General features: G+C 73.2%; 15 protein-coding genes. 8 read left to right on the forward strand and 7 right to left on the reverse strand.

What is annotated here, in order from left to right; all coding sequences use genetic code 11:
- Nucleotides 1-7: 7 nt before the first annotated feature.
- A complete protein-coding gene (locus ACFYM0_RS31985; protein ID WP_388507460.1) occupies nucleotides 8-703 on the reverse strand; it encodes a copper homeostasis protein CutC in 696 nt (231 codons plus the stop codon).
- A 110-nt stretch (nucleotides 704-813) separates the two neighbouring features.
- Between ACFYM0_RS31985 and ACFYM0_RS31990 the strand changes: the two genes are divergently transcribed.
- Complete coding sequence (locus tag ACFYM0_RS31990; RefSeq protein WP_388507463.1) at nucleotides 814-1,542, forward strand: hypothetical protein; 729 nt, start codon at nucleotides 814-816, stop codon at nucleotides 1,540-1,542.
- Nucleotides 1,543-1,596: 54 nt separating this feature from the next.
- Nucleotides 1,597-2,826 (forward strand): Cmx/CmrA family chloramphenicol efflux MFS transporter, encoded by a 1,230-nt coding sequence (locus tag ACFYM0_RS31995; RefSeq protein ID WP_388507784.1) that lies wholly within the window; start codon nucleotides 1,597-1,599, stop codon nucleotides 2,824-2,826.
- Nucleotides 2,827-2,845: 19 nt separating this feature from the next.
- Here the strand turns inward: ACFYM0_RS31995 and ACFYM0_RS32000 are convergent, their stop codons facing one another.
- The 3 genes from ACFYM0_RS32000 to ACFYM0_RS32010 form a co-directional block, all read right to left on the reverse strand.
- Nucleotides 2,846-3,379, reverse strand: a complete 534-nt coding sequence (locus ACFYM0_RS32000; protein ID WP_388507466.1) for an SMI1/KNR4 family protein — start codon at nucleotides 3,377-3,379, stop codon at nucleotides 2,846-2,848.
- Between the two features lie 106 nt (nucleotides 3,380-3,485).
- Nucleotides 3,486-3,752, reverse strand: coding sequence for a DUF4031 domain-containing protein (locus ACFYM0_RS32005; RefSeq protein WP_388507469.1), 267 nt, complete (start codon nucleotides 3,750-3,752; stop codon nucleotides 3,486-3,488).
- Nucleotides 3,753-3,759: 7 nt separating this feature from the next.
- Nucleotides 3,760-4,194: a hypothetical protein gene (locus ACFYM0_RS32010; RefSeq protein ID WP_388507472.1), complete on the reverse strand. Its 435-nt coding sequence runs from the start codon at nucleotides 4,192-4,194 to the stop codon at nucleotides 3,760-3,762.
- A gap of 114 nt (nucleotides 4,195-4,308) precedes the next feature.
- On the opposite strand from ACFYM0_RS32010, the gene ACFYM0_RS32015 reads away from it, so the two are divergent.
- From ACFYM0_RS32015 to ACFYM0_RS32025, 3 genes are read left to right on the forward strand one after another with little or no spacing between them, the layout of a single operon-like run.
- Nucleotides 4,309-5,262, forward strand: coding sequence for a MurR/RpiR family transcriptional regulator (locus tag ACFYM0_RS32015; RefSeq protein ID WP_388507786.1), 954 nt, complete (start codon nucleotides 4,309-4,311; stop codon nucleotides 5,260-5,262).
- Nucleotides 5,263-5,289: 27 nt separating this feature from the next.
- On the forward strand, nucleotides 5,290-6,216 hold the full coding sequence (murQ, locus tag ACFYM0_RS32020) for an N-acetylmuramic acid 6-phosphate etherase (RefSeq protein ID WP_388507474.1): 927 nt from the start codon (nucleotides 5,290-5,292) through the stop codon (nucleotides 6,214-6,216).
- A 56-nt stretch (nucleotides 6,217-6,272) separates the two neighbouring features.
- Nucleotides 6,273-7,775 carry a PTS transporter subunit EIIC gene (locus ACFYM0_RS32025; protein ID WP_388507477.1) on the forward strand — a complete coding sequence of 501 codons (1,503 nt, stop codon included), beginning with the start codon at nucleotides 6,273-6,275 and terminating at the stop codon, nucleotides 7,773-7,775.
- An 89-nt stretch (nucleotides 7,776-7,864) separates the two neighbouring features.
- Here ACFYM0_RS32025 and ACFYM0_RS32030 read toward each other — a convergent pair whose 3' ends face one another.
- The gene (locus ACFYM0_RS32030; protein ID WP_388507479.1) at nucleotides 7,865-9,184 is read right to left on the reverse strand and encodes a lipase family protein; all 1,320 of its coding nucleotides are present in this window, start codon (nucleotides 9,182-9,184) and stop codon (nucleotides 7,865-7,867) included.
- 215 nt (nucleotides 9,185-9,399) lie between these two features.
- Here ACFYM0_RS32030 and ACFYM0_RS32035 point away from each other — a divergent pair, with 215 nt between their 5' ends.
- From ACFYM0_RS32035 to ACFYM0_RS32045, 3 genes are all read left to right on the forward strand, one after another.
- A complete protein-coding gene (locus ACFYM0_RS32035) occupies nucleotides 9,400-9,981 on the forward strand; it encodes a GNAT family N-acetyltransferase (protein ID WP_388507482.1) in 582 nt (193 codons plus the stop codon).
- 138 nt (nucleotides 9,982-10,119) lie between these two features.
- Nucleotides 10,120-10,392 carry a CopG family transcriptional regulator gene (locus tag ACFYM0_RS32040; RefSeq protein WP_388507485.1) on the forward strand — a complete coding sequence of 91 codons (273 nt, stop codon included), beginning with the start codon at nucleotides 10,120-10,122 and terminating at the stop codon, nucleotides 10,390-10,392.
- Nucleotides 10,389-10,802, forward strand: coding sequence for a PIN domain-containing protein (locus tag ACFYM0_RS32045; RefSeq protein ID WP_388507488.1), 414 nt, complete (start codon nucleotides 10,389-10,391; stop codon nucleotides 10,800-10,802). Before ACFYM0_RS32040 ends, ACFYM0_RS32045 begins: the two co-directional genes overlap by 4 nt.
- A 19-nt stretch (nucleotides 10,803-10,821) precedes the next feature.
- Here the strand turns inward: ACFYM0_RS32045 and ACFYM0_RS32050 are convergent, their stop codons facing one another.
- Together ACFYM0_RS32050 and ACFYM0_RS32055 are read right to left on the reverse strand one after the other, a co-directional pair.
- Nucleotides 10,822-11,160, reverse strand: a complete 339-nt coding sequence (locus ACFYM0_RS32050) for a GYD domain-containing protein (protein ID WP_388507491.1) — start codon at nucleotides 11,158-11,160, stop codon at nucleotides 10,822-10,824.
- Between the two features lie 132 nt (nucleotides 11,161-11,292).
- Entirely contained in the window at nucleotides 11,293-12,726 is a 1,434-nt protein-coding gene (locus tag ACFYM0_RS32055; protein ID WP_388507494.1) for a PLP-dependent aminotransferase family protein, read from the reverse strand.
- Between the last annotated feature and the right edge of the window lie 53 nt (nucleotides 12,727-12,779).

A 12,779-nucleotide genomic window follows, 5' to 3' on the forward strand; every position in this document is an offset into this window, starting at 1 on the left:
CGTCCGGTCAGGACAGGGCTGCGCGCCATTCGGCGACGGCCGCCGCCGAGGCCGGGCAGTTCCACCCGTCAGGCCGAGCCGCGCTGCCGATGTGGAAGGCGTCGATGCCCGCCTCGCGCAGCGCGGGAAGGTGGGAGAGGGCCAGGCCGCCGCCCACCAGGATGCGCGGCTCGTAGCCGGGGGCACCCGCCTTCGCCGCCTCCGCCAACAGCACCGGCAGACCCTCGTCGACCCCGCCCGCCGCGCCCGCGGTGAGGTAGGTGTCGAGCCCGGGCAGGTCCGCGACCGCCTTGCGGAGCTGGTCCCGGTCCGCCGCGCGGTCGATCGCCCGGTGGAACGTCCACCCGCAGCCGCCGAGCTCCGCCACGACCGCCTCGACGGCGGTGAGGTCGGGGCTGCCGTCGGGGTTCAGGAAGCCCAGGACGAACTCCTCCGCTCCCTCCGCACGCAGCGCCCGCGCCTCCTCCACCAGGCGTTCCACGTCCTGCGCGGAGCCCGCCGAGAAGCCGTCGGCCTTCCGGAGCATCACGCGCAGCCGGATGTCGACCGCCGCCCGGATCGCCGCGAAGGTCTCGCGCGACGGGGTGAGCCCGTCGGCGGCCATGTCGGTGACCAGTTCGAGTCGGTCCGCCCCACCGGCCTGGGCCGCGACCGCGTCCTCCACGTCGAGGGCGATCACCTCCAGGAGCGCACGGTTGCTCATGTAATCCCATCCTTCGTCCCGCATTGCAAAATAGGTCTAGTCCAATATCCAGGGTACGGGCCTCCGCCCACCCTCCACCAGCACAATCACGCCACCACCACAATGTGCGCATGACATCCGCCATGACTTCCGACACGCACCGCGAGCAGAGCCTGCGCGCCCGCTGGCAGGCCACCACCGCCGCCGCCGGAGCCACCCCAGGCCTCGACCCCGCCCCCTACGCCGACCGCCTCCTCACCGCCTGGGCGGAGCCGCAGCGCAGGTACCACACCACCGCGCACCTGGCCGACGTACTCGCACGCATCGACGTACTCGCGGACGCGGCGGCGAACAGGGCCGAACAGGCACCGGACCGCCCCGCCGTCGAGCTCGCCGCCTGGTTCCACGACGCCGTCTACCGCCCCGACCGCTCCGAGAACGAGGAGCGCAGTGCCGCCCTCGCCGAGCGCGCCCTGCCCGAGCTCGGCATCGACGAGGCCCGCACCGTCGAGGTGGCCCGCCTCGTCCGGCTCACGATCACCCACGACCCCGCGCCCGGTGACGCCAACGGCGAGCTGCTCTGCGACGCCGACCTGGGCGTCCTCGCGGGCACGGCGCAGGAGTACGCCGCCTACGCGGCAGCCGTGCGCGCCGAGTACGGCTTCGTCCCCGACGAGGCCTTCCGCGCCGGCCGGGCCGCCGTGCTGCGCCGGCTGCTGGAGCTGCCCCGCCTCTTCCGCACCGCCTACGGAGCCGCGCACTGGGAGGCCCCAGCCCGCGCGAACCTGGCCGCGGAGCTGGCCGACCTCGGCGAGGCGGACCTCGGCGAGAGCGGCGCCACCCGGCCACCGGGAATGTGATCCCGTTCGCCGTGGTTGAGGTAGTTCATGCCCGCAGCAGCCGAACGCACCCGTATGCCCGTTGCCGTCTACATCCTCGGCCTCTCCGTCTTCGCACTCGGTACCAGCGAGTTCATGCTCTCCGGGCTGCTGCCACCCATCGCCGAGGACATGGGCGTCACCATCCCCCAGGCGGGCCTGCTCATATCCGCCTTCGCGATCGGCATGGTCGTCGGTGCGCCCCTGCTCGCCGTCGCCACGCTGCGGCTGCCCCGGCGCACCACGCTGCTGTCCCTGATCAGCCTCTTCGGTCTGGGGCAGGTCGCGGGCGCGCTGGCCCCCTCGTACGAGCTGCTCTTCGCCTCCCGCATCGTCTCCGCGCTCGCCTGCGCCGGCTTCTGGGCGGTCGGCGCCGCCGTGGCCATCGCCATGGTCGAGCAGCACCAGCGGGCCCGGGCCATGGCCGTCATGATCGGCGGACTGTCCATCGCCAACGTCCTCGGCGTCCCGGCCGGCGCGTTCCTCGGTGAGCACCTGGGCTGGCGTTCCGCGTTCTGGGCGGTCGGCGCGGCCTCCGCCGTCGCGCTGGTCGGCATCCTCGCGCTGATCCCGAAGATCCCGCTGCCTGCCGCGAGGCCGACGCTCGCGCGCGAGCTGCGCATCTACCGCGACCGCCAGGTGTGGCTGTCGATCGGCGTCACGGCGCTGGCCGCGGGCGGCGTCTTCTGCGCCTTCAGCTACCTGTCCCCGCTGCTCACCGACGTGGCCGGGCTCGATTCGAAGTGGGTCCCCTGGATCCTCGGCCTCTTCGGGATCGGCGCGCTGGTGGGCACCACGGTGGGCGGGCGGATCGCCGACGCGCACCTGTTCGGGGTGATGCTGTGGGGCATCACCGCCTCCACCGTCTTCCTGGCGGCGCTGGCCCTGCTGGCCTCCACGGCAGCGGCCGCGATCGCCCTCTCGTTCCTGATCGGCTTCTCGGCGTTCTTCACCGCCCCGGCGCTCAACGCCCGCATGTTCAACGTCGCGGGCGCCGCCCCGACCCTGGCCGGCGCGACCACCACGGCCGCCTTCAACCTCGGCAACACCGGCGGCCCGTGGCTCGGCGGCACCGTCATCGACGCCGGGTACGGATACTCCGCCACCGCCTGGGCGGGCGGCGCGATGACCGTCACCGCCATCGCCCTGGGCCTCGTAGCGCTGCGCCTGGACCGTCGTACGGGGTCCCGCGCGGCCCGCCCGACCCGCGTGGTGGCCGCCTCGTCCCCGGCCCCGACCCGCTCGGGCGCGACCGAGAAGGTCTGAGGGGCCGGCGGGCCGCCGCTCAGCGGCAGAGCTCGAAGAGGTCGTCCTCGAAGGTCGCGAACTCCGCCTGCGCCTCCGCGACGATCTCGCGGGCGGGCCTGCGCGGGGTCGTCGCGTGCCGCCCGGCGAGCTCGGCCAGGGCCGCGTCCGGACGGGCTTCCCGGTCCGGGTGCAGGGCCGCTTCGAGCGGCCCGAAACCGTCCGCCAGCACCCACAGGAAGTCCGACAGGTTCCCTGCCACCACGCCGACCTCGCCCTCCGAGCCCATGAACACCACGGGCTGCGCGTCGAGCGGCAGTCCCGGCCGGACGCACCAGATCGCGGCGAGGCCGCCGGTGCCGTCCTGGCCGAAGACCCGGTAGGCGTCGCCGTCGAGCTCGTGGTTCGCCGTCCAGTGACGCAGCCAGTCGGTGGTCTCCGCGGCGGGGCAGAAGGCCTCGTAGGGCTCGAAGTCGACGCCCTCGCCCTCGTCGCCGTAGTCGAACGCGACCCGGGACACGTCGGCCAGGGCGGGCGGGAAGCGGCGGTCGTCGCCGATGATCGTCTCTGTCACCGCCGCAGGCTACTCGGCGCCACTGACATCGCTCCCGGCCGGCAGCACGGGGGGAACCAGCAGCCGGCACACCCGCGGCACCCGCGGCACCCGCAGCGAACAGCGCCTACGCCGGCCGCCCCTTGGGCCGCCGCAGCCCGGCGGCCGTGATCCTCCGGACCAGCTCCTTGCTGCCGATCTCCACCGCGCCCGCACCCACCGCGTCCGCGTACCGCTGCTCCGGGACGTCGTAGTGGTCGCGTTCGAAGGCCTTGGGCGGGCAGCCGATCGATGCCGCGAAGGCGTGCAGTTCCTCGAACGAGGTGTCGCTGACCAGGTGCGACCACATGCGGCCGTGACCCGGCCAGTCGGGCGGGTCGATGTACACCGTCACCGGTGGCTCATTCGCCGTACCCGAAGGCCGAGCCGCTGCCGGAGCCGCCGCCGGAATCGCTCCCGGAGCCGAGGCCGCCGAGAACCGGTGCGAGGCCGCCCACCGGCGCCACCCGCACGCCGGCCTCCGAGCACACCCACATCGGGTCCGGTCCGAGCTCGGGCTCCACGTCCAGCGCGTGCGGCTCACCGTGGTTGCAGACCGGGCACAGCGGCCAGCGCCCGTACTTCTCCAGCAGCGCGTCCTTCACGTCCTGGGCGACGAGTCCGGCGAGGTAGTCGACACCCTCCGGCCACTCCTCCACCCACCAGCGGCGGTGGGTGACCGCGTCCTCGACGAGGGAGACGACATCGGCCTCGGCGACCTCGCCCGCGACGAGATCGGCGAGTACCAGGGCGCGTGCGGCGTGCAGCGCCTGTTCCAGGGGGGTCGCGTGGTCCATGGACACATTGTGGACCCGGACGGGCCCCGTGGCGAAGGTCCCCTTCCACCGGTGACTTATGGCGTCTTGACGTTCCCGCCCCTCTGAAAATAAGTTTCAAGCGTGAGCAAGAACGTGAAAGAAACCTTCAGCGGCGACGTGGACACGACGGTCCCCGTCCCCGTCCCGGCCCCCGCCGCCCTGCGGGCCCGCGTCCGCAGCCTCGGCCCCTCGATGACCCGCTCCATGCAGGCCGTCGCCGAGGCCGTCGCGGAGGACCCCGCGGCCTGCGCGGCGCTCACCGTCAGCGACCTCGCCGCCCGCACCGGCACCAGCGAGGCCACCGTCGTCCGCACCGCCCGCCTCCTCGGCTACCCCGGCTACCGCGACCTGCGCCTCGCGCTCGCCGCCCTCGCCGCCCAGCAGGAGTCCGGCGCGGCCCCCGCCGTCACCGTGGACATAGCCGTCGACGACTCCCTCGCGGACGTGGTCGCCAAGCTGGCCCAGGAGGAGGCGCAGACCCTCACCGACACCGCCGCCGGACTCGACGTCGCCGCCCTCGGATCGGCCGTCGCCGCCCTCGCGGGCGCCCGCCGCATCGAGATCTACGGCGTCGGCGCCTCCGGCCTCGTCGCCCAGGACCTCGCGCAGAAGCTGTCGCGCATCGGGCTCATCGCCCACGCACACAACGACCCGCACCTGGCCGTCACCACCGCCGTGCTGCTGCGCCCCGGCGACGTGGCCGTCGCCATCACCCACTCCGGCGGCACCGGCGACGTCATCGAGCCGCTGCGGACCGCCTTCGAGCACGGAGCCACCACCCTCGCGCTCACGGCCCGCGCCAACTCCCCCGTCGTCCACTACGCCGACCTCGTGCTGGCCACCTCCGCCGCCCGCGAGACCCAGCTGCGCCCGGCGGCCATGTCGAGCCGGACCAGCCAGCTCCTCGTCGTCGACTGCCTGTTCGTGGGCGTCGCCCAGCAGACCTACGAGACCGCGGCGCCCGCGCTCGCGGCCTCCTACGAGGCGCTCGCGCCCCGCCACCACACCCCCGTACCCACCGCCAAGCGCAACAGCACCACCCGTTAGCAGCCAGTAGCCCAGGAGCCGAAGCCCATGACCGCGTACGCCGAACTCCGCGCCCAGCTCGCCACCTTGACCACCGAGGCCTTCCGCCCCGAACTGGCCGAGATCGATCAGCTGCCCACCCTCGAGATCGCCCGCCTGATGAACGCCGAGGACGCCACCGTCCCGGCCGCCGTCGCCGGCGAGCTGGAGACGATCGCCGCCGCCATCGACGGGATCGCCGAGCGGATGGCCCGCGGCGGACGCCTGATCTACGCGGGCGCCGGCACCGCCGGCCGGATGGGCGTACTGGACGCCAGCGAATGCCCGCCCACCTTCAACACCGACCCCTCGGAGGTCGTGGGCCTGATCGCGGGCGGCCCCTCCGCCATGGTCAAGGCCGTCGAAGGCGCCGAGGACTCCAAGGAACTGGCCGCCGGGGACCTGGCCGCGCTGGCCCTGACCGCCGAGGACACCGTCATCGGGATCTCCGCCTCCGGGCGCACCCCGTACGCGATCGGCGCCGTCGAGTTCGCCCGCGACCGCGGCGCGCTCACCGTCGGCCTGTCCTGCAACGCCGGTTCCGCGCTCGCCGCCGCCGCCGACCACGGCATCGAGGTCGTCGTCGGCCCCGAACTCCTCACCGGGTCCACCCGGCTGAAGGCCGGCACCGCGCAGAAGCTCGTCCTCAACCTCATCTCGACCCTCACGATGATCCGGCTCGGCAAGACGTACGGAAACCTGATGGTCGACATGCGCTCCTCCAACGAGAAGCTGCGCGCCCGCGCCCGCCGCATCGTCTCCCTGGCCACCGGCGCCCCCGACGCCGAGATCGAGGCCGCGCTCACCGCGTCCGGCGGCGAGGTCAAGCAGGCCATCCTCGTCATCCTCGGCGCAGTGGACGGCCCCACGGCCGGCGAACTGCTCACCGCCTCCAAGGGCCACCTCCGGGCCGCCCTCGCCCGGACACCGCGCTGACCCACCCCTGCCACCAGGCCACCCCCGCTGACCCCCAGCAGCAAGGCGAACACCACATGTCCACTGACAAGAACCGCGCCACAGCCGCCGCGATCCTTCCCCTGGTCGGCGGTCCGGACAACATCCTCTCCATCGCGCACTGCATGACCCGCCTGCGGATCACCCTGCGCGACCGCTCCCTGGTCCAGGACGAGGCCCTCAAGGCCGTCCCCGCCGTGATGGGCGTCGTCGAGGACGACACGTACCAGATCGTGCTGGGACCGGGCACCGTCGCCCGCGTCACCCCCGAGTTCGAGGCCCTGGTCGCGGAAGGCCGCTCGACCGCCCCGGCGCCCGCCGCCCCCGCCACCCCCCACACCGTGACGGCCGACGAGCTCGCCGCCCAGGGCGCGGCCATCAAGAACGCCCGGAAGGCGAAGAACTCCACCCCCTTCAAGCTGTTCCTGCGCCGCATCGCGAACATCTTCGTCCCGCTGATCCCGGCCCTGATCGGCTGCGGCATCATCGCCGGCCTCAACGGGTTCCTCACCAACATGGGCTGGGTGCCGGCCGTGGTCCCCGCCCTCGCCGCGATGGCGAGCGGCTTCATGTCCCTGATCGCGGTCTTCGTCGGCTACAACACGGCCAAGGAGTTCGGCGGCACCGCCATCCTCGGCGGCGCGGTCGCCGCGATCATCGTCTTCCCCGGCGTCGCGAAGATCGACGCCTTCGGCCAGCAGCTCTCCCCCGGCCAGGGCGGCGTACTCGGCGCGCTGGCGGCCGCGCTGCTCGCCGTCCAGGTGGAGAAGTGGTGCCGCAAGTGGGTCCCGGAGGCGCTCGACGTCCTGGTCACCCCCACCCTCACCGTGCTGATCTCCGGCCTGGTCACCATCTTCGGCCTGATGTTCGTCGCCGGTGAGGTCTCCACGGCCATCGGCACCTTCGCCACCTGGCTGCTCGCCACCGGCGGCGCCTTCGCGGGCCTGGTCCTCGGCGGGCTCTTCCTCCCGCTGGTCATGCTGGGCCTCCACCAGGCCCTGATCCCCATCCACACCACCCTGATCGAGCAGACCGGCTACACCGTGCTGCTCCCCATCCTCGCCATGGCGGGCGCGGGCCAGGTCGGCGCGGCCATCGCCGTCTACTACAAGCTCCCGCGCAACCGCTCGATCCGCGCCACCATCAAGTCCGCCCTCCCGGCCGGCTTCCTGGGCGTGGGCGAACCCCTCATCTACGGCGTCTCCCTCCCCCTGGGCCGCCCCTTCGTCACCGCTTGCATCGGCGGCGCCGCGGGCGGAGCCTTCGTAGGCCTGTTCAACCAGCTGGGCACCGCCTTCGGGTCCACCGCCATCGGCCCCTCCGGCTGGGCGCTGTTCCCCCTGCTGGACGGCAAGTCGGGCATGGGGATGACCATCGCGATCTACGCGGGCGGCCTGGCCGTCGGCTACCTCGTGGGCTTCGCCGCCACCTACTTCTTCGGCTTCACCCGGCAGATGCTGACCGAGTTCAACGCCGCCCCGGACGCCGAGCCGGGGCAGGCCCGTGACGCGGAGCCCGCGAAGGAACCGGCCCTGGCCTGACGGACGGCCTGACGGCACGAGGCTCCCGGCCGGTGGACCCACACCGGCCGGGAGCCTTCGCTGCTTCACGTCACGTAAGGCAGTTCACATCACGGGCAGTTGGACGGAGCGGGCTTGCCCGCGAAGCGGTCCGCGATCCAGCCCAGGTACTCCGGCTCCGCGACGTTGGGGATCGTCTGGTGCGTCGCCCCCTGGTACTTCGTGTACTCGACCGGCTTGCCGAACCGGCAGGCCCGCTTCACGTACTCGTCCGTGGAGTTCGGGTTGATGACCGTGTCGGCCGTGCCCTGCATCACCAGGATCGGCGCCACCGAGGCGACCAGGCCCGCGGTGTTCTCGCGGAAGCGCTGGTGCCAGATCTCCGGCACCACGCTCAGCGGCTGGAACAGCGTGTCCAGCTGCCCCGCGTTGCCCACGTTGTTCTGGATCACGTCGGCGAGGTGCTCGATGCACATCACCCCGTCCCCGCGCAGCGCCTCCAAACCGGCCGGCTTCAGCACGTCCTCGGCCTTCAGCCCGGGGTAGGCGGCGAGGAAGCCCCGGTAGACGTTGACGCGCAGCGCCGCGTTGTGGGAGGGCGAGGTCGGGGACGTCGGGCCGGGCAGCACCAGGCCGCGGAAGTCCGGCCCCAGGTTGGCGGCGGGCGCCAGCGCCGCGATGCCGACCAGCTTGGTCTCCGGGGTGTACGCCTTGTAGTTCTGGGCGATGAACGCCGCCGCGCCGCCACCCTGCGACCAGCCCAGGACGGCCGCCTTGTCGTTCGCGCGGGTGTCGGTGATCTGGCGGGCCGCGCGGACGGAGTCCAGGACGTTGTTCGTCTCGGTCACCGCGACCGTGTACTGGTGCACGCCGGGAGTGCCCAGGCCCTGGTAGTCCGTACCGACCACGACGTCACCCGAGTCGAGGAACTGCGTCAGCGCCGGCACGCCGACGTCGATGCCCCACGGGCTGTCGTAGGTGTAGTAGCCGACGAGGTCGGTCGCCGGGTTCGGCACCGCGGAGGGCGCGCACTGGCGCGGTCCGCCCACGGTCCCGTGCGCCCAGGCCACGACGTTGCGGCCGCTGCGCGGCGCGGGGGCGTCGGGCCAGGCCACGATGCCCGAGACGGCGACACGGGTACCGGTCTGCAGGGTCGACAGGTACAGGATCCGGCAGGCGCGCGCACCGTCGGGGGCGTCGACGCGGCGGGCCCAGATCAGGTCCCCGTGATCCCCCTCGGGCAGCGGGGACGGCGGGTCGTAGAACTTCTCGCCCTCCGGGCCGATCGGAACGCCCGGGGCGCACTGCCCCTTGCCGCCCTTGCCGCCGTCCGGGTTGGTGCTCGCCGTCGCGGTCGCGGCCGTTCCGCCGCCCAGCGCGAGGATCGCGGCCACACCGGCCGCGGTGATCGCGGAAAGCCGTCGTCTCATCTCATCGTCCATTTCGCTCGGTCACTCGGTACCGGGACGTGAGACTAGGAAGAAAGGGATGAAATGTCGCTTACCGTGACGAAGTGTCCGTCAGTTGTTACGGCCGCCAGGGCGACCGGCCCCCAATGGCCGCACCCCGGCCCGGCCCGGCCCGGCCACGCCCCGGCCACGCCCCGGCCACGCCGCGGGCACGCCGACGGCCCGACAATGACCCGATGATCGACTCGATACCGGCCGTCGTGCCGTCCGGCCGGATGGCCGCGCTCACCCAGCCCTCGTACGACCTCCCCTGCGGGTTGCGCCTGCGCCCCTGGGAACCCCACGACGCCCCCGCGCTCGTGGCCGCGTACGCCGACCCCGACATCCGCCACTGGAACCGCCCCGACCCGCTCACCGAGGACGGGGCCGTCACCCGCATCGGCCGCTGGCGCGAGCGCTGGCAGGCCGAAGCCTCGGCGGTCTGGGCCCTGGCCCCCGCCGACGGCGCCCCCGCGGTCGGCCTGATCGCCCTCGCCGACATTGACCTGCGCGGCGGCAGCGCCGAGTTCGTGTACTGGCTCCTCCCGGCCGGCCGCGGCGCCGGAGCCACCGCCGAAGGCCTGGCCGTCCTGACCCCCTGGGCCTTCGGGGAACTCGGCCTGCACCGCCTGTACATCACCCACTCCACGGCCAACCCGGCCTCCTGCCGCGTCGCCACGACCTCCGGCTACCCCCTGGAAGGCACCATGCGCGGCGCCCTCCTCCACGCGGACGGCTGGCACGACGAACACCTCCACGCCCGGCTGAGCACGGACTGAGGGCGGGCCGTCACCCCATCGAGCGAACCCGGCGCGAAAAGGCACCCAGAGGTGTGCATATGCCTAGAGCCTATGCACATGTACCTCTACGCCCCACACGCCGAACACGGCGGTGGCATCGGAAGTAGCATGGGTGGCATGAGCGATGCCACCCAGAAGTACTCCATCTCGATGCCCCGCGACATCGCCGAGGCCGCTCGCGCCCGCAGCGGCCCGTCCGGCCTCTCCGCCTACGTCACGGCCGCCGTGGCCCGCCAGATCGAACGGGACAACCTGGCGGAGCTCGTCGCCGTGGCGGAGGCGGAGCACGGACCGATCACCGCGGAAGAGATCGACGCGACCCGGGAAGAATTCCGCCGCGCCCACGGAGACCCGTCCGACAGCGGCGCCGAGAAGAGGGACGTCGCATGACGCCGAAGCCGACCAAGCCCGGAGGCACCCTCGTGCTGGACAGCGAGGGACTCGCAAAGGCGGTACTGCGGGATCGCACGATCACTCGCTGGCTCGCCCTCGCCCTCGCTGACGACATGCGCGTCATCACCAGCACCGCCACCCTCGTCGAGGTGGTCCACCCGAAGATCAACATGCCCGCCCTCATGTGGGCGCTGTCCCGGGTGGTGGTCGAACCCGTCACCGAGGAGATCGCCCACGCCGCGACGGCCCTGCTCCGCGAGGCCGGCCTGCACGGGCACAAGTACGCCATCGACGCGATGCTGGCCGCCACCGCACTCGCGGCGCCCGGCCCGGTCACCGTCCTCACCTCCGACCCCGAGGACCTCACCGCACTCTGCGGCACGCGCCTCGCCGCCGTGCAGGTCTAGCGGTCTCCGCTCGCCGGATTCACGGCGTCTCGGACGCGCCCGGGGGCCGGTAGCGGATCCGTTCGGCCTTGCGCAGGGCGTCCAGGGTGTCCTCGACGCTCAGGAGGACCGTCGTCTCGAACGAGCCGAGCGCACCGCCGCCGCTGATCGCCAGGGCGACCGCGGCCATGGACACGTCGTCCGGTGCCTCCCACAGGTTGTAGCCGTCGTGCGTGCCGAAGGCGTACCAGAAGCCGTGCAGCTTCCCGCCGACGGACTCGATGTACGACCGGGCGGCCTGCGAGCGGTCCTCCGGGTGGGCCGTCAGCCTCGCCCAGGTCTCCGGCGTGTAGCTGAACCTCGACAGATACAGCGGCATCGCGTCACCTTCTTTCGTCGCGTCGACGATGCCCATGCCGGACGGCGGAAGGGGCGGACCGGATCGCGGCCGTTCCCCCGAACGGCCGGGGACGGCCACCGCCACGGCCCAACGCGGCTGGGCCGTCTCTTCCTAGGCCACCGCCGCCGGTGTGTGGATCCCGGTGGCACCCGCCGTGAGGGCACGGTGGGCGGCGGCCAGGCGGCGGACGGCCTCGGTGAGCCGGGCCGGCGGGAGCGTGTACGGGAGGCGGACATGGCGCTCGAACGCGCCGCCGACCCCGAACCGCGGCCCCGCCGCGATCGTCACCCCGTGGTCCGGCGCGATCGCCGCCAGCCGCGATCCGACCGGCTCCGGGAACCGTGCCCACAGCGTCACGCCGCCCGCCGCCCGCGGCGCGTGGACCTCGGGGAGATGCTCGGCCAGCGCCCCCAGCAAGGCGTCCTGCTGCGTCCGCAGGTGGAGCAGCGCCTCGGGCCGCCTGGTCTGACCGCCGTCCAGGAGCACGGCCGTGGCCAGCTGTTCCACCACCGGGGTACCGAGATCCGTCGCCGGGCGGGCCCCCGCCACGCGCTCAAGCAGCACGGGGACGGCGCGGATCCAGCCGATGCGCAGGCCGCCCCAGATGCTCTTGGACACCGAGCCGACGCTGATGGCGGTGGAGTGGGTCGCGGCGAAGGGTTGCGCGGCCGGGTCCACGGCCGGGTCCGGGTCCGCCGCCTCCGGCCCCAGGTCCGCCAGGGTCTCGTCGATGATCGTGGGGCAGGCCGGCCGCAGGCTCCGGCGCACGCTCGCGGGCATGTACATCCCGGTGGGGTTGTGGAAGTCCGGGATCAGGTAAGCCAGTTGCGCGGACCGTGCCGCCGCGAGGAGCTGCGGCACGTCCCAGCCGGACGGGCCCAACGCCACCGGCAGCAGCCGGGCGCGCGCGTCGGTGAACGCCCTGATCGCGTGCGGATAGGTGGGGTGGTCGATCAGCACCTTGTCGCGCGGCGACAGCAGCGTGCGCGCGAGCAGACCGATCGCGTTCTGCGCACCATTGGTGATCATGACGTGGTCGGGCGAGGTGGGCAGCCCCCTGCGGCCGTACCACCCGGCGACCGCCTCGCGCAGTTCCGCCGTGCCGTACCGGTCGTACCCGTGCCGCTCGAAGTGGAGCGGCAGCCGCTCCAGCGCCGTCGCGAAAGCGGCGTGGAGGATCTCGGAGGGCGCGGGAGGCGCGGCGAAGGACAGGTCGATGCCCTCCGAGTCCCCGCCCGCGTCCGCACCGTCCCCGCGCCGCCCGGCGGGCGCGTCCTCGTGCGGGAGCCGTACGGTCGCCCGCGCGCGCTCCCTCGTGGCCAGGTAGCCGTGGTCCACCAGCGTGCGGTACGCGGCCCCGACCGTGGTCCTGCTCGTACCGAGCGCGGTGGCCAGGTCCCGTTCGCCCGGCAGCGCAGCCCCGAGGCAGAGCCGCCCGTCCAGGATCAGCAGCCGCAGCCGGTCGGAGAGCCGCTGGTGCGCCGGCCCGGGCCCCTCCCGCCAGGTCCCCACCATGCGTCCGACCGCGTGCGCGCTGATCTTCATCCGGCCAGCGTAAGCAATCTGGCTATCGAATCCGGGTCCAGATCGAGGCGAAG

This window comes from Streptomyces sp. NPDC006487, from assembly GCF_042870555.1.
Taxonomy (GTDB): domain Bacteria; phylum Actinomycetota; class Actinomycetes; order Streptomycetales; family Streptomycetaceae; genus Streptomyces.